The sequence below is a fragment of the Citrobacter sp. Cpo103 genome (assembly GCF_030332605.1).
Lineage (GTDB): Bacteria > Pseudomonadota > Gammaproteobacteria > Enterobacterales > Enterobacteriaceae > Citrobacter > Citrobacter portucalensis.
The window spans coordinates 318,572-334,532 of the sequence record NZ_JAOWHO010000035.1 but is presented as its reverse complement, the minus strand read 5'-3'; the positions used below and the strand labels follow the sequence as shown (position 1 = coordinate 334,532).

The window sequence follows — 15,961 nt, the reverse complement described above, 5'->3', positions numbered from 1 at the left end:
TTGCAACTTAACCTACCGAAGGCGTCGGATCATCACCTTTAATGATGTCACGCTTAACCTCGGTCACGGTATCACCTTTCGCGTTATGCAGGTGCACTTCGAGCTGGTTAAAGGCGATATCAATGTCGTTTTCACGGCACAAACGATCGACCGCACGGTTCAGTTCATCAACCGTGTGGCTACGATCGCGCAGTTCACGCACGTATAAACGCAGTTCATGATCCAACGTGCTGGCGCCGAAGGCGGTAAAGAACACTGCAGGCTCTGGATCGTGCATCACTTTCGGGTGTTCCATCGCCGCCTGCAGCAGCACTTTCTTCACTTTATCCAGATCCGAACCGTAGGCCACGCCGATGCGGATCACCAGACGCGTGGTGGTATCGGAAAGCGACCAGTTGATCAAACGCTCCGTCACAAATGCTTTGTTCGGGATGATCACCTCTTTGCGATCGAAGTCGGTAATAGTGGTGGCACGGATACGGATCTTGCTGACCGTTCCTGAGAACGTACCGATAGTCACGGTATCGCCGATGCGGACCGGGCGTTCAAACAGAATAATCAGACCCGAAACAAAGTTACCGAAGATTTCCTGCAAGCCAAAACCAAGACCAACCGACAGGGCTGCTGCCAGCCACTGTAGCTTATCCCATGAAACACCGAGCGATCCGAAGACCGTCATCGCACCGATGGCGATGATCGCGTAGTTAAGGATCGTGGTGATCGCATACGAAGCACCCTGACGCATCTTCAGTCGCGACAGCACCAGCACTTCCAGCAGGCCGGGTAAGTTACGGATCAGCGCCCACGCGACCATTGAGGCAATAACCGCAAACAGCAGACTGCCCATGGTGACGTCTTTCACCACCGCAGCTCCCGCTTCGGTGCCGTTGTAATGCCAGAGCGTAATGCTATCGAGATAACTGAACACGGTGATTAGATCGGACCAAATTGCCCAGAACAGAATACCAAACAGGGCAACCATCACCAGCATTGTTATACGCAGCGTTTGCTGGTTAACCTGCTCAAGCGCAATGGTCGGTTCTTCCTGCGGCTCGGCTCCTTCCGCCCCTTCTTTCACCAGGTTCTGACGACGCGCTAAGGCACGGCGCCAGGCGATACGACGTGCCGCCACACTCAATCCACGCAGTACCGTCTGATACAGCAGGTTCCAAAGGATAACCAGATAGACCGTTTCAATCCAACGGCCGGCCAGGCGCAACGTGGTGTAGAAATACCCTGTCGCCGTCAGCACCATTAATGCAATCGGGATAATTGAGAGGACGGTAATAGTGACCAGACGCAGGCCATGTGACTCTTTGTCACGCCAGCTTTCGCGGCACATTGGCCATACCAGGAAGGCGATCAGCAGCAGGTTGAGGAAAATAACTACCTGACCCAGCACATCGTCCATCAAATTAAGCGGCGACAGTTCAGCAATGACCGACCAGAAGTTAAGCGGCAACAGCGCCAGGCTAATACGCACGATCTGGCGGCGCCAGTGGCTGGTCTGCTGCGCTGGCATGCCAAAATGACGTATCGCCACGCCATCTTTTTCCAGCACCTTCCAGCACAGACCAAACACCAGCCAGAAGACTGTCATCTTCTTACTGAACGCCCACAGCAGGTCGCTGATATTCAACTGCATGGTAAGCAGAATCAGGCCCACGGCGAGGATAATCAGGCACGCCGGCAACGCTCTGATCAGATCGATCAGTATCGCTTTTGGCGTATTGAGCTGACTGTCATTACGCAGATTCCCTACTGCGGCGGCTAATTTCGCCTGATACTCTTTCAGCCATTTCAAACGCCAGCGGATTAACCCGGCAATAAGCAGCAGCGGCAGGCCCGCCAGGAACGCAATAAAGACCGCTGGCCAGGCTTTTTCCCAGTTCACTGTGATTTTCATCGACTTAAACTGGTCTTTGAGCGTTTGCGGGAAGGCTTTGATCCAGTCCCAGTCCATCGGACGGTTACTATTAACCCAGAAGATTTGCTGCGTGAGGATCCCTTTCAGGTTCTTCGACACGCTCATTAGCTGCTGTTGATTGATTTGCAGGTTAATCGCCATCATCAACTGGTTGCCCAGCTGCTTGTTCAGCTGATCCAACAGTTCACGGCGCATATCCACAACCTGCAGCAGGGCATCATGGACTTCACCATTCACTTCGTTGCTGTGCCCTTCTTCCAGTTTGGCGACAAACGCATCGTTCTGGAATAGCGCATCGCGCTGCTGGTTAATCTCAAACTGTTCCAGACGCAAATCAGCGATCCGGTTAGTCATATCGGCAAGTTCATCCGCCGACGGCAGTGTTTGTTGTTGCTGATACAGAATACGCGACAGCAGCAGACTGCCTTTCAGGACAGCGATCTGTTCTTTAATATTGCGTTCGGATTGCAGCGCGCGGTCAAGCCAGTTTTTGACTTTGATATTCTGCTGCATTAGGTTGTTGCCGTTTTCGGTCGCGGCAATCAGGCGCTGACTTAGCTGATGGTTAACATCCAGTTCCTGCTTCACTAACGGATTTGACTGAATACGCTCGGCTTCATCCGGCGTTACCGCTTCCTGAGCCGTCTTTTCGGTTAACGTCAGTCGTTTGCTGTTCACCGCTTCTTGCAGGAGCTGGAGCTGATGTTCAAGCCGGTTACTGTTAGCTGTTACGTAATCACGTTGTTTTTGCAAGGTATCCTGCAAAACAGTATTGCCTTCCAGGCTCTTACGCTGTTGGTCGATCTGCGCATTCAGCAGCGCCTGCTGCGCCTGCAGCAACACCTGCTGGCTGGGGCGTAACGCCGCCTCTCCCACATTGGTGCCATCGAGTCGATTGCGGATTTGCTGCATTTGCTGCGACGCGGTGTACATCGCATTCTGCACACGCTCTGGCTGCGTCTGGAGCGACACCAGTTGGCTGTTGTAAGCGGCAAGATCGTTTTGCGCACTTTGCAGGTCATCCAAAACCTGTGCCACGCGCGACTCAAGCTGTCGCAAGGAGAGTGTACTCAGCGTCTTTCGCGTTTCATCGTCGTTATCGACATCGCTGAGCGAATTTAACGCATCCGTCGCCTGACGCATTTTCTCCGGTGCCTGGGCAACTTTCTGGCGAAGCTGTACGGTCTCATCTTTCACGCGATCGATTTTATCCAACGTGGCGATGGTATCGATGAGATCCTGTTGGACCAGCTTATCCTGCGCGGAGAGATCTTTTTGTTTACTCAGTGCGTCCAGTTGGCTCTGAATATCCGCTTTCGTCGGCAGTTCACCACTCTGTTGCGCCCGCGCAAAAGCAGACGACTGGCAAGATAGCAAGAGAATGAAGAAAAGAATGGTAATAGCAATAAGATGCTGTGAACGTTTATAGAGCTGCAACATAGTCATGAGAATGAACGTTTCTGAACCGGAAAAGTGACCGAAAATAGTCAAGCGGCAAGAATATCACGGCTGTGACCGGCAGAATAGCAGCAGGCAAAACGACCAGGAGAATTCCTGGTACAGGCCCAAAACGTTTAGTGTATTTCCGCCACGCCAAGCCGCAGAGTTGGGCACATAAGGCACATCTCCAGCAGCACAGCCACGTATTCCCGAGCTTCTTTTTTCAGATCAAACGATTCGGGGGCAAATAACCAGTTTTCTATGATTCCGGTAATGTAGCTACGCAACAGGACCGCCACGCGACGGGTGTTCAGGTTTTCCGGCAGCATATTGGCATCCATACAGTGCCGCAATGTTTGTTCGATACGATCGTAATTTTCAATACAAAGATGGCGTTGAGCTAACTGAACAGAGGCCATTTCCCCGACAAATTCGCATTTGTGGAATATAATTTCCAGCAACAAACGTCGGCGTTCTTCTGTCACGGTAGCTTCAAGAACGTAAATTAAAATTTCTCTTAATACTGATAGTGGATCGTCGGGGAATTTTGCCTGATACTCAGTCTCTAACTCATCAATGTTAGGTTTTGCTAGCTCCCAGATTTCACTGAATAAATCCGACTTGTTTTTGAAATGCCAATAAATCGCGCCGCGCGTGACACCAGCGGCTTTTGCGATCTCCGCAAGCGAGGTGGATGATACCCCTTGTTGCGAAAACAAATGCAGAGCAACATCGAGAATATGCTGTCGTGTTTCCTGTGCTTGTTGTTTGGTTTTTCGTGCCATATGTCAGTGAATTTACAGGCGTTAGATTTACATACATTTGTGAATGTATGTACCATAGCACGACGATAATATAAACGCAGCAATGGGTTTATGGGCTTTAAGCCATTGATCAATTTGAAATCGGACACTCGAGGTTTACATATGAACAAAAACAGAGGGTTAACGCCTCTGGCAGTCGTTCTGATGCTCTCAGGCAGCTTAGCGCTAACAGGATGTGACGACAAACAGGCCCAACAAGGGGGCCAGCAGATGCCAGAGGTTGGAGTTGTTACACTCAAAACTGAACCTCTACAGATAACAACCGAGCTTCCGGGTCGCACCAGTGCGTTTCGCATCGCAGAAGTTCGCCCTCAGGTTAGCGGTATTATCCTGAAGCGTAATTTCACCGAAGGTGGTGACATCGAAGCGGGTGTATCTCTCTATCAGATTGATCCTGCGACTTACCAGGCCGCTTACGAAAGCGCAAAAGGCGATCTGGCCAAAGCACAAGCCGCAGCAAATATCGCTCAACTGACGGTTAAACGTTATCAGAAACTGCTGGGTACTAAGTACATCAGTCAACAGGATTACGATAGCGCGCTGGCAGACGCACAGCAGGCAAACGCCGCCGTTGTTGCCGCGAAAGCCGCGGTAGAAACAGCACGCATCAATCTGGCCTATACCAAAGTGACGTCGCCGATCAGCGGCCGCATTGGTAAATCATCCGTTACGGAAGGGGCTCTGGTGCAAAACGGTCAAGCGACCGCACTGGCGACCGTTCAGCAGCTGGACCCGATCTACGTGGACGTAACGCAGTCAAGCAACGACTTCCTGCGCCTGAAACAAGAGCTGGCCAACGGCACGCTGAAGCAAGAGAACGGCAAAGCGAAAGTCGAACTGGTAACCAATGACGGCATTAAATTCCCGCAGTCCGGCACGCTGGAATTTTCTGATGTGACGGTTGATCAAACCACCGGGTCGATTACGTTACGCGCCATCTTCCCTAACCCGGATCACACCTTACTGCCGGGTATGTTCGTCCGTGCACGTCTGGAAGAAGGGATTAACCCAACTGCATTACTGGTTCCACAGCAAGGCGTTACCCGTACACCGCGTGGCGATGCCAGTGCATTGGTTATCGGAGCAGACAACAAAGTTGAAACTCGTCAAATTGTCGCCGCACAAGCGATTGGCGACAAATGGTTAGTCACTGATGGACTTAAGCCGGGCGACCGCGTGATTGTTACTGGGCTGCAGAAAGTACGTCCTGGCGCGCAGGTAAAAGCGCAGGAAATCACCGCTGATAACAACCAGCAAGGCCAAAGCGGTAGCCAGCCTGAACAGTCCAAGTCTTAACTTAAACAGGAGCCGTTAAGACATGCCTAATTTCTTTATCGATCGCCCAATATTTGCGTGGGTGATCGCCATTATCATCATGTTGGCAGGGGGGCTCGCGATCCTCAAATTGCCGGTAGCGCAATATCCGACTATTGCACCGCCAGCAGTGACGATCTCCGCGACCTACCCTGGCGCTGATGCCAAAACAGTACAGGATACTGTTACGCAGGTTATCGAACAGAACATGAACGGTATCGATAACCTGATGTACATGTCCTCTAACAGTGACTCCACGGGTACCGTGCAGATCACCCTAACCTTCCAGTCTGGTACTGATGCGGATATCGCGCAGGTTCAGGTGCAGAACAAACTGCAGCTGGCCATGCCGTTGCTGCCGCAGGAAGTACAGCAGCAAGGGGTTAGCGTTGAGAAGTCATCCAGTAGCTTCCTGATGGTTGTCGGTGTTATCAACACCAACGGCACCATGACGCAGGAGGATATTTCCGACTACGTTGGCGCCAACATGAAGGACGCTATTAGCCGTACTTCAGGCGTGGGTGATGTTCAGCTGTTTGGTTCTCAGTACGCGATGCGTATCTGGATGGATCCGAACAAACTGAACAACTTCCAGCTGACGCCGGTTGATGTAATCAGCGCCATCAAGGCGCAGAACGCCCAGGTTGCAGCCGGTCAGTTAGGTGGTACGCCACCGGTTAAAGGCCAGCAGCTTAACGCGTCAATCATCGCGCAAACCCGTCTGACCTCCGCTGATGAGTTCAGCAAAATTCTGCTGAAAGTGAATCAGGATGGTTCCCAGGTTCGTCTGCGTGACGTGGCGAAAGTGGAACTGGGCGGTGAGAACTACGACATCATTGCGAAGTTCAACGGTAAACCGGCATCCGGTCTGGGTATCAAGCTGGCGACAGGTGCTAACGCCCTGGATACAGCAAACGCTATCCGCGAAGAACTGAAGAAGATGGAGCCGTTCTTCCCGTCAGGTCTGAAGATCGTTTACCCATATGACACCACGCCGTTCGTGAAAATCTCTATTCACGAAGTAGTAAAAACGCTGGCGGAAGCAATCATCCTCGTGTTCCTGGTAATGTATCTGTTCCTGCAGAACTTCCGCGCGACGCTGATTCCGACTATCGCCGTGCCGGTGGTGCTCTTAGGTACGTTTGCCGTCCTTGCGATTTTCGGCTTCTCGATAAACACCCTGACGATGTTCGGGATGGTACTCGCCATCGGCCTGCTGGTGGATGACGCCATCGTTGTGGTCGAGAACGTTGAACGTGTAATGGCTGAGGAAGGACTACCGCCGAAGGAAGCAACGCGTAAATCGATGGGCCAGATTCAGGGCGCACTGGTCGGTATCGCGATGGTACTGTCAGCGGTATTTATCCCAATGGCGTTCTTCGGTGGTTCTACCGGTGCAATTTACCGTCAGTTCTCCATCACCATTGTTTCTGCGATGGCGTTGTCTGTACTGGTGGCATTGATTCTGACCCCTGCCCTGTGTGCGACCATGCTCAAACCGATTGCTAAAGGCGATCACGGAGAAGGCAAAAAAGGCTTCTTCGGCTGGTTTAACCGCATGTTCGATAAGAGCACGCATCATTACACCGATAGCGTGGGCGGTATTCTGCGCAGCACCGGTCGTTATCTGGCGCTGTATCTGATCATCGTCGTGGGCATGGCCTATCTGTTCGTTCGTCTGCCAAGTTCGTTCCTGCCAGATGAAGACCAGGGGGTATTCCTTTCTATGGCTCAGCTGCCAGCGGGTGCAACGCAAGAGCGTACCCAGAAGGTGCTGGACGAAATGACGGATTACTACCTGACCAAGGAAAAAGCGAACGTTGAATCGGTGTTTGCCGTTAACGGTTTCGGTTTTGCTGGTCGTGGTCAGAACACCGGTATCGCGTTCGTTTCTCTGAAAGACTGGAGTGAACGTCCAGGCGAAGAGAACAAGGTTGAGGCGATTACTCAACGTGCGATGGGCGCATTCTCGCAGATTAAAGACGCTATGGTCTTTGCCTTTAACCTGCCAGCGATTGTGGAGTTAGGGACCGCGACCGGTTTCGACTTCCAGTTGATTGACCAGGCAGGTCTGGGCCATGAGAAGCTGACTCAGGCGCGTAACCAACTGTTTGGTGAAGTTGCGAAGCATCCTGATCTGTTAGTCGGTGTTCGTCCTAACGGTCTGGAAGATACGCCGCAGTTCAAGATCGATATCGATCAGGAAAAAGCGCAGGCTCTGGGCGTTTCCATTAGTGATATTAATACAACGCTGGGTGCAGCATGGGGCGGAAGCTACGTGAATGACTTCATCGACCGTGGTCGTGTGAAGAAAGTTTACGTCATGTCTGAAGCGAAATACCGTATGTTGCCGGAAGATATTGGAAACTGGTACGTCCGCGGCAGCGATGGACAGATGGTACCGTTCTCCGCCTTCTCTACCTCACGTTGGGAATACGGTTCACCGCGTCTGGAACGCTATAACGGTCTGCCGTCCATGGAAATCTTAGGCCAGGCCGCTCCGGGTAAAAGTACCGGTGAAGCCATGGCCATGATGGAGCAACTGGCCAGCAAACTGCCATCCGGTATCGGTTATGACTGGACCGGTATGTCCTACCAGGAACGACTGTCCGGCAACCAGGCCCCTGCCCTGTATGCCATTTCACTGATCGTCGTGTTCTTGTGTCTGGCAGCGCTGTACGAGAGCTGGTCAATTCCGTTCTCCGTAATGCTGGTGGTACCGCTGGGTGTTATCGGTGCATTGCTGGCAGCAACGTTCCGCGGCCTGACCAACGACGTTTACTTCCAGGTAGGCCTGCTCACAACCATTGGGTTGTCGGCGAAGAACGCGATACTTATCGTCGAATTCGCCAAAGACTTGATGGATAAAGAGGGTAAAGGTCTGATAGAGGCGACGCTGGACGCAGTACGCATGCGTTTACGTCCAATCCTGATGACGTCACTGGCCTTTATTCTGGGCGTAATGCCGCTGGTCATCAGTTCCGGCGCAGGTTCCGGTGCACAGAACGCCGTTGGTACTGGCGTAATGGGCGGGATGGTGACGGCAACCGTGTTGGCGATCTTCTTTGTTCCGGTGTTCTTTGTGGTGGTACGCCGCCGCTTTAGCCGCAAAAATGAAGATATTGAGCATAGCCACTCAGTAGAGCATCATTGATACATCTCTAAAGATAAGGCCGCGCAAGCGGCCTTTTTTCTGGAAAAATCATAAAAATCACTTATTGCCATTCCGTTTATTTTCTATCGGATAAATAAGCGATATAATCCTTGCAGCCTTAAAGGCTATTCTTAAAAAAACAGCGAGAGTTCTTATTTACTTTAATAAATATTAAGATTAATCCTATCCACTGGTTCACATTGTCGGTTGTTGCCTTTCGTTGCTAAACCTAAACAAGATAACCCGATGATTGCCCGAAGAATAAAGAAATTGTCCCATTTCGAATAGCGGCATTTATCTGTTAAAATGTAAAAATGACGTAGCATCATAATTTTACATAATTGTAATTTTTCGTGATATGACGATGAAATCTTTTTTAGAGTAGATTATAGTTAAATCATCAGGAGTCGCGGGCAAGTTCCAGGTAGTTGTTGTATCCATCCCGAAAGGTGTTCGGTTAGTTTAAGCCACTAAGAAGGGGATGCGTTATGGATGAATACTCACCCAAAAGACATGATATCGCGCAGCTTAAATTTCTCTGCGAAACTCTGTATCATGACTGTCTTGCAAACCTTGAACAAAGTAACCATGGCTGGGTTAATGACCCTACCTCTGCAACCAGCTTGCAGCTCAATGAACTGATAGAGCATATTGCAACCTTCGCACTTAATTATAAAATTAAGTACAATGAGGACAATAAGCTGATCGCGCAGATAGATGAATACCTGGATGACACTTTTATGTTGTTCAGCAGTTATGGTATTAATACGCAGGATCTGCAGAAATGGCGGAAGTCAGGTAATCGACTGTTTCGCTGTTTTGTCAATGCCACCAGGGCTAATCCTGTAAGTTTGTCTTGTTAAAAATTATTACAATCATAGGTAAGAGTTATGTCCGATAAACCATTAACTAAAACAGATTATTTGATGCGCCTGCGACGTTGCCAGACAATTGATACGCTAGAGCGCGTTATTGAAAAAAATAAATATGAATTGTCCGACAACGAACTGGCTGTATTTTACTCAGCAGCAGATCATCGCCTTGCTGAATTGACCATGAATAAGCTTTACGACAAGATTCCAACTTCTGTTTGGAAATTCATTCGCTAATTGCACTCAAGGTTAAGTCAGGTATAGCGGTACCGTTGTCTGGCTGACCATTTTCGTATTTACAATGGTTATTTAATTCAAATCGCGTGACTATGATCACAGCAAAGAAGCGGGAACGTTCCCCTTTTCTGCATTACGTTTTACTGTGCTGAAATAACCTTCAGTACACAGGGAATTCGTAATGCGTAATGAAAAGCAAAAAATGATCGCCGGCGAATACTATCGCCCGGCAGATGAAACGCTGCGCAGTGACCGACTACGCGCTCGTCAGTTGATCCATCGCTACAATCTCACCGCACCCGATGAAAAAAATGAGCGTCAGGCAATCCTGCACGATCTGTTAGGTCAGAGTGAGGGAGCCTATATTGAACCCTCTTTCCGTTGTGATTACGGTTATAACATCTATCTTGGTAAAGACTTTTACGCTAATTTCGACTGCGTTATGCTCGACGTCTGTCCAATTCATATTGGCGACAACTGCATGCTGGCACCAGGCGTTCATATCTATACCGCGACCCATCCGCTGGATGCTACCGAGCGCAACAGTGGCCTGGAGTTCGGGAAGCCCGTGACTATCGGCAATAATGTCTGGATAGGTGGCCGTGCAGTGATCAATCCCGGCGTCACGCTGGGCGATAACGTGGTTGTGTCATCAGGCGCAGTGGTCACTAAAAGCGTTCCGGCAAACACCGTGGTTGGGGGCAATCCCGCAAGGATCATCAAAACGCTGTGATCTTAAATGTAACTGTTATGCTAAATTGCGGTTAATCTGTTACTTTCTTCAAAGGGTATCCCCTTTTAAAATAGGGCGATCCCTCCTGAATTTTGCAGATATCACGAAGGCAAGAGATGACAGAAATACAGCGCCTGCTTACTGAAACAATCGACGACTTAAATATTCGCGAGAAGCGCGACAACAAACCGCGCTTTAGCATCAGCTTTATTCGCAAACACCCAGGGCTGTTTATCGGCATGTATGTTGCGTGGTTTGCCACGCTGGCGGTGATGCTACAGTCAGAAACGTTAGTCGATTCGGTATGGCTGCTGGTGGTACTGTTCGTTGTACTCAACGGCTTTTTCTTTTTCGACGTTGCGCCACGATACCGCTTTGAAGATATCGACGTTCTGGATTTTAGAGTTTGCTATAACGGAGAATGGTACAACACGCGCTTTGTCCCCTCCTCGCTCATCGATACTATCCTGCACTCACCGTCCGTGGATAGCGAACATAAAGCACAGTTGCAAAAGATGATATCGCGCAAAGGCGAACTCTCGTTTTACGATGTCTTTACGCTTACCCGCGCCCAGAACAGCCAGTAACGGCATCTCAGCACAGATAAAAAAAGTGCGTTCCTGCGAAGGTAACGCACTTTAATCCCTGAAATGCTGGCAAAGAAACTAACGTCTTTTTTTACGCCCCTGTACTGCTTTAAAGCGCGGATTCGTTTTGCAGATAACGTACAAACGCCCTTTACGTTTCACTATCTGGCAGTCAGGATGACGCTGTTTTGCGCTGCGAAGTGAATTGAGTACCTGCATTTTAACCCCGCTTAACGCCAATAAAATGACCAAAACGTTTTTGGAAACGTGCTGCACTACCTTCATTATCAAAGGTTTTTTGTTTCCCGGTATAGTACGGATGTGATTTAGAAGAGATATCGAGGGTCACGTACGGGTACATTTTCCCCTCAAACTCAATCTCACGCTCAGTCTTGATGGTCGAGCCGACCTTAAAGAATTCATTGGCACTGGTATCGTGAAACACCACGGTACGATAAAAAGGATGAATATCCGGTTTCATGGCAACCTCAATTTGATATGTTATAACATAACCATCAAAATACACCACTCTTGTACAAACCACAACCTGATTTACGCTACAGGGAGTCAAACGGGATGATAAATGGCCGTAAATATATGATGCCAATCGAATAGCTTTTTGGGGTTTCGGATATACTTTCCCTACGCTGTGTAAATAAGGATATCACTGTGACAACACGACATCTGATAAGCCTGGTGACTGGGGTACTGTTCCTTTCTATCCTCGCGCCGGTAGGTTTAAGCCTGTGGCTGGCACATCGACAGGTCGAAACGAAATTTATCGATGAGCTCGACATGTTCTCAACGCGGGTCGCATTACGTACGGAACGCGTAGGCGAGCAGGCGAAAAAAGCATTGCGCCATATTGAAGCATTTCAGGGGGTGCCTTGTAGTGAAGAGCATCTGCTGGAAATGCGTCGTTTGTCATATAGCTATCGCTATATTCAGGAAGTGCTGTACCTCAAAGATAACGTTCCGCAATGCTCATCTCTGGAAAAAAGAAGCCAGGCTGACGCATTTCCACCCGCAATGAAAGTCACGCCTGATGGATATCGCGCATGGCTTACCACGCAAAATGATTTGGGCATCAAGCGTTTTATGGCAGCATTAGGGAGCGAACATTATGTTGTGATGGTCGATCCGGGTTCTTTCATTGACGTCATCCCGTTTGGCTCATGGCCGATTGAAGTGACTATCATCGGCACCGTGCGCAACGTCGTGGTTGCCAGTAGCGCCGATTTGCCATCGGACGTTTTACAGCATGTACAGCAAGAACGATCGATTACTCATTTTAAAAAAGATGGCAGCATTTATAACGCCCGCCCCTTTCCTGAGTTGGGTATCACGATCGTAACCTGGGCATCTACCCTGCCGTTACAAAAAACCTGGCACCGGCAGGCACTGATCTGGCTCCCGGCAGGCATTCTTATCGGCTTGCTCACCGCCGCCTTTGTTTTGCGTATTTTGCGCCGCTTACAGTCGCCCCATCACCAGTTGCAGGACGCTATCCAGCATCGGGACATCAAAGTCCACTACCAACCAATTATCTCGCTCAAAACGGGGAAAGTGGTTGGGGCAGAGGCGCTGGCTCGCTGGCAGCAGGCCGACGGAAGCTATCTGTCGCCGGAAGTCTTCGTCGCGCTGGCGCATGAAACCGGGCTGACAGAGTCCCTCACCCGGTTGATTATTGAAAGCGTATTTGAAGATTTAGGCAAATGGCTGCGTCAGCATCCGGAGCAGCATATATCCATCAACCTAGAGTCAGCCGATCTGTCCTCCGAAACGCTTCCTGCCCTGTTAAGCCAGAAGGTGAACCGCTGGCAGCTTAAGCCTGCGCAAATCGCGCTGGAGCTAACTGAACGCGAATTTGCCGACCCGAAAAACAGCGCGCCGTTTATTGCCAAATACCGTCAGGCGGGTCATTCAATCTATATTGATGACTTTGGTACCGGCTATTCCAGCCTGAGCTATTTGCAGGATCTGGATGTAGACATCCTGAAGATAGACAAATCGTTCGTTGATGCATTGGAGTACAACAACGTCACGCCGCATATCATCGAGATAGCGAAAACGCTGAAACTTGAGATGGTGGCGGAAGGTATCGAAACCGAGAATCAGGAAACCTGGCTACGCAAGCACGGCGTGCAATACGGTCAGGGTTGGCTTTACAGCAAAGCGCTGCCGAAAGCGGAATTTATTCTGTGGGCAGAAAAACGGCTTTAACATGGCTGTTGATGTTGAGATGGCTGGCGGCACGCCGCACAGCCAGTCACATCACTCTTCCATAATGGGTGCAAATCCACCGTAGATCATTCGCTTGCCATCAAATGGCATAGATTCACCGAATTCCTTCATACGGGGATCGGACATCATCTTCTGATTCGCCGCATCGCGGACCTCTTTGGATGGATATTCAATCCAGCTGAATACCACTTCTTCATGATCCTGCGCTTTCACAGCCATGCGAAAATCGGTCAATTTGCCGTCGGGGACATCATCTGCCCAGCACTCCACCACGCGCAATGCACCGAACTCCTTGAAAAGCGGAGCTGCTTTTGCCGCCATCGCAATGTACGCCTCCTTGTTTTCAGCGGGTACGGCAACCACAAAGCCATCAACATACTTCATGAGAAAAACCTCCGAAGTGTACTGCGCGGCAAGCCGATTCCGGCCGCGTCAGTCGAGGTTAAGTTTAGTCGCCACCAGGCGATCGCGCCCCAGGCGCATTCCTGATACGTGTACGCGACTGCGGCTGATGCCGAAACCACGGCAGGCAAAGCTGAATCAACGGTCCGATAGCCAAGGCATACAGCACCGTACCAACTCCCACGGTTCCACCCAGCAGCCACCCGATAAGCAGCACCGACACTTCGATTGCGGTTCGAATTCGTCGTACTGGCCAGCCGGTACGCGCGTGGATACCGGTCATCAGACCATCACGCGGACCGGCGCCAAAACCGGCGCCAATGTACAGGCTGGTTGCTAACGCATTCAATATTACCGCTGACACCAGCAGCCCGCTGCGCGCCAGCAGAGATTCAAATCCAGGAATCACCAGCAGCGCGGCATCTGCCGCCAGCCCGATCATAATCACGTTACTCAACGTGCCAAAGCCAGGACGCTGGCGCAGCGGTATCCACGCCAGCAGCACCAACACGCCCACGGCAATAATCACCACGCCGATATTCATTGACAATAAATTGGCTACACCCAGGTGAAACACGTTCCACGGATCGGCCCCTAAATCAGCACGGACAAACATCGCCGTCGACACACCGTACAGCACCAGCCCGATAAACAGCTGAAGTAAACGACGCAGCATGCTTTTCCCCTCTCACTCTCAGATAACTTTCATCTTCATCGCAATTGGCACTATGATTAATGTCCAGTTTTCAAAAAGTGGACTGCTATGTCATCTCGCCGTTATGGAAGTCAGTCTTTGCAACGCCTGCTCGGACACTGGCTGGAAAGCCCCTCGCGAACGCCCATCTGGCGACAGCTGGCAGAAGCGTTACGTCTGCTTATTCTCGATGGTCGACTGGCGCTGGATAGCCGTTTACCGGGTGAACGCGAGCTCGCCGTCGTTCTGCAAGTAAGTCGAACTACCGTCGCCAGCGCTATGGCGCAACTGCGTGAAGAGGGATATCTGGAAAGCCGTCATGGTAGCGGCTCACGGGTGATCCTGCCGGAACATATTCGCCATGTGCCAACCCGGACTAGTACCGGCACAGCACTTGATTTGTCCACGGCGGCGCTAAGTGCCGGACCCGAAATTCATCAGGCTTACCAACAGGCGCTGTTCGCCATGCCACAGCATCTGTTGAGTTCCGGGTATCTGCCACAGGGACTGTCGGTATTGCGTGAATCCATCGCTCAGCATTATTGCGAACGCGGGCTCCCGACGCAGCCCGATGAAATCATGGTCGTGAATGGTGCTGTCAGCGGCCTGGCGCTGATCCTACGTTTGCTCACCGGCCCCGGCGATCGCGTAGTGGTAGATCACCCTACTTATCCGCTGGCGATTGCCGCGATTCAAGGCGCATCCTGTCGCCCCGTCGGCGTGTCGCTACCCGAGCACGGTTGGGATACCGCGGGTCTGGTCGCCACCCTCGCGCAAACCGCACCGAGAATGGCCTACCTGATGCCGGACTTTCACAACCCGACCGGGCGTTGCATGGACGCTGCAACTCGCCAGGTCGTGGCGGATATTGCCGAACGAACCCGCACTACCCTGGTGGTCGATGAGACGATGGTGAACCTGTGGTATGACGCCCCGCCGCCGCCGCCACTTGCCGCATTCAATCGCGACGCGCCGATCATTCTATTGGGTTCGGCCGGGAAAAGCTTTTGGGGGGGATTACGTCTGGGCTGGATCCGGGCGTCGGCACGAACCATTGCGGCGCTGGTACAAACCCGCGACACCTTCGATTTAGGCTCCCCGGTGCTTGAACAACTCGCCACCAGTTGGCTGCTGGATAACGCCCCTAACTTTCTTCCTGACAGAAGACGCCTGCTCACATCGCGGCGAGATCTGTGCTCGGACCTGATGAACTCACATTTCCCGGAATGGCAGTTTACCCAGCCACAGGGAGGACTCTCTTTCTGGGTTGAACTGCCCGATACGCTGGCGACGCTCTTTGCCACACGCGCCGAAAGTGCAGGCATTCAGCTGGGTACCGGTACGCGGTTTGGCCTTGATGGCGCATTCGATCGCTTTTTGCGTATGCCCTTCACGTTACCGGATGACACAGCGCGTGCTGCTTTCAGAGTGTTGCAACCCATTTGGGATAACCTGCGATTGCAGGCCAGCAGCGGAAAAATGCGCAAAATAATCTAAGCGACGAGTCAAAAGACCCGCCGTTGAATACCGTGA

The 15,961-nt window shown here is 51.1% G+C and carries 14 protein-coding genes; 8 read left to right on the top strand and 6 right to left on the bottom strand.

The annotated features are described in order from the left end of the window. Nucleotides 1–7: 7 nt before the first annotated feature. Together mscK and acrR are read right to left on the bottom strand one after the other, a co-directional pair. Nucleotides 8–3,373: a mechanosensitive channel MscK gene (gene mscK / locus OGX89_RS18165; protein ID WP_003831046.1), complete on the bottom strand. Its 3,366-nt coding sequence runs from the start codon at nt 3,371–3,373 to the stop codon at nt 8–10. 128 nt (nt 3,374–3,501) lie between these two features. Then, nucleotides 3,502–4,152, bottom strand: coding sequence for a multidrug efflux transporter transcriptional repressor AcrR (gene acrR / locus OGX89_RS18160; RefSeq protein ID WP_003831045.1), 651 nt, complete (start codon nt 4,150–4,152; stop codon nt 3,502–3,504). A 141-nt stretch (nt 4,153–4,293) separates the two neighbouring features. Here acrR and acrA point away from each other — a divergent pair, with 141 nt between their 5' ends. The 6 genes from acrA to OGX89_RS18130 all read left to right on the top strand — a co-directional run bounded on the left by acrA (nt 4,294) and on the right by OGX89_RS18130 (nt 11,088). After that, on the top strand, nt 4,294–5,487 hold the full coding sequence (gene acrA / locus OGX89_RS18155; protein ID WP_003831044.1) for a multidrug efflux RND transporter periplasmic adaptor subunit AcrA: 1,194 nt from the start codon (nt 4,294–4,296) through the stop codon (nt 5,485–5,487). A gap of 22 nt (nt 5,488–5,509) precedes the next feature. Next, the gene (gene acrB / locus OGX89_RS18150; protein ID WP_063941319.1) at nt 5,510–8,659 is read left to right on the top strand and encodes an efflux RND transporter permease AcrB; all 3,150 of its coding nucleotides are present in this window, start codon (nt 5,510–5,512) and stop codon (nt 8,657–8,659) included. 488 nt (nt 8,660–9,147) lie between these two features. Further along, complete coding sequence (tomB, locus tag OGX89_RS18145) at nt 9,148–9,522, top strand: Hha toxicity modulator TomB (protein ID WP_003021733.1); 375 nt, start codon at nt 9,148–9,150, stop codon at nt 9,520–9,522. A gap of 27 nt (nt 9,523–9,549) precedes the next feature. Continuing rightward, on the top strand, nt 9,550–9,768 hold the full coding sequence (gene hha / locus OGX89_RS18140) for a hemolysin expression-modulating protein Hha (protein ID WP_002892050.1): 219 nt from the start codon (nt 9,550–9,552) through the stop codon (nt 9,766–9,768). Nucleotides 9,769–9,949: 181 nt separating this feature from the next. Beyond that, nucleotides 9,950–10,501 (top strand): maltose O-acetyltransferase, encoded by a 552-nt coding sequence (gene maa / locus OGX89_RS18135; RefSeq protein ID WP_126955914.1) that lies wholly within the window; start codon nt 9,950–9,952, stop codon nt 10,499–10,501. A 116-nt stretch (nt 10,502–10,617) separates the two neighbouring features. Further along, nucleotides 10,618–11,088, top strand: a complete 471-nt coding sequence (locus OGX89_RS18130; protein ID WP_063941318.1) for a YlaC family protein — start codon at nt 10,618–10,620, stop codon at nt 11,086–11,088. Between the two features lie 78 nt (nt 11,089–11,166). Here OGX89_RS18130 and ykgO read toward each other — a convergent pair whose 3' ends face one another. Both ykgO and OGX89_RS18120 read right to left on the bottom strand, forming a co-directional pair. Beyond that, nucleotides 11,167–11,307: a type B 50S ribosomal protein L36 gene (gene ykgO, locus OGX89_RS18125; protein WP_005125190.1), complete on the bottom strand. Its 141-nt coding sequence runs from the start codon at nt 11,305–11,307 to the stop codon at nt 11,167–11,169. A gap of 1 nt (nt 11,308) precedes the next feature. Beyond that, nucleotides 11,309–11,569: a type B 50S ribosomal protein L31 gene (locus tag OGX89_RS18120; protein ID WP_008783961.1), complete on the bottom strand. Its 261-nt coding sequence runs from the start codon at nt 11,567–11,569 to the stop codon at nt 11,309–11,311. 188 nt (nt 11,570–11,757) lie between these two features. Between OGX89_RS18120 and pdeB the strand changes: the two genes are divergently transcribed. Further along, complete coding sequence (gene pdeB, locus OGX89_RS18115; RefSeq protein WP_003831035.1) at nt 11,758–13,311, top strand: cyclic di-3',5'-guanosine monophosphate phosphodiesterase PdeB; 1,554 nt, start codon at nt 11,758–11,760, stop codon at nt 13,309–13,311. Between the two features lie 51 nt (nt 13,312–13,362). Here the strand turns inward: pdeB and OGX89_RS18110 are convergent, their stop codons facing one another. Together OGX89_RS18110 and yczE are read right to left on the bottom strand one after the other, a co-directional pair. Then, entirely contained in the window at nt 13,363–13,716 is a 354-nt protein-coding gene (locus tag OGX89_RS18110) for a DUF1428 domain-containing protein (RefSeq protein WP_003831033.1), read from the bottom strand. Between the two features lie 64 nt (nt 13,717–13,780). Beyond that, a complete protein-coding gene (gene yczE / locus OGX89_RS18105; RefSeq protein ID WP_003831032.1) occupies nt 13,781–14,410 on the bottom strand; it encodes a membrane protein YczE in 630 nt (209 codons plus the stop codon). Between the two features lie 87 nt (nt 14,411–14,497). Here yczE and yczR point away from each other — a divergent pair, with 87 nt between their 5' ends. After that, nucleotides 14,498–15,925, top strand: coding sequence for a MocR-like transcription factor YczR (gene yczR, locus OGX89_RS18100; RefSeq protein ID WP_191221760.1), 1,428 nt, complete (start codon nt 14,498–14,500; stop codon nt 15,923–15,925). Nucleotides 15,926–15,961: the final 36 nt, after the last annotated feature.

Bases quoted from the DNA above. Each gene is read 5' to 3' on its own strand.
- tomB (WP_003021733.1), top strand. From the start codon at position 9,148: ATGGATGAATACTCACCCAAAAGACATGATATCGCGCAGCTTAAATTT.
- OGX89_RS18110 (WP_003831033.1), bottom strand. From the start codon at position 13,716: ATGAAGTATGTTGATGGCTTTGTGGTTGCCGTACCCGCTGAAAACAAG.
- hha (WP_002892050.1), top strand. From the start codon at position 9,550: ATGTCCGATAAACCATTAACTAAAACAGATTATTTGATGCGCCTGCGA.
- acrR (WP_003831045.1), bottom strand. From the start codon at position 4,152: ATGGCACGAAAAACCAAACAACAAGCACAGGAAACACGACAGCATATT.
- ykgO (WP_005125190.1), bottom strand. From the start codon at position 11,307: ATGCAGGTACTCAATTCACTTCGCAGCGCAAAACAGCGTCATCCTGAC.
- OGX89_RS18130 (WP_063941318.1), top strand. From the start codon at position 10,618: ATGACAGAAATACAGCGCCTGCTTACTGAAACAATCGACGACTTAAAT.
- acrA (WP_003831044.1), top strand. From the start codon at position 4,294: ATGAACAAAAACAGAGGGTTAACGCCTCTGGCAGTCGTTCTGATGCTC.
- yczR (WP_191221760.1), top strand. From the start codon at position 14,498: ATGTCATCTCGCCGTTATGGAAGTCAGTCTTTGCAACGCCTGCTCGGA.
- yczE (WP_003831032.1), bottom strand. From the start codon at position 14,410: ATGCTGCGTCGTTTACTTCAGCTGTTTATCGGGCTGGTGCTGTACGGT.
- maa (WP_126955914.1), top strand. From the start codon at position 9,950: ATGCGTAATGAAAAGCAAAAAATGATCGCCGGCGAATACTATCGCCCG.
- OGX89_RS18120 (WP_008783961.1), bottom strand. From the start codon at position 11,569: ATGAAACCGGATATTCATCCTTTTTATCGTACCGTGGTGTTTCACGAT.
- acrB (WP_063941319.1), top strand. From the start codon at position 5,510: ATGCCTAATTTCTTTATCGATCGCCCAATATTTGCGTGGGTGATCGCC.
- mscK (WP_003831046.1), bottom strand. From the start codon at position 3,373: ATGACTATGTTGCAGCTCTATAAACGTTCACAGCATCTTATTGCTATT.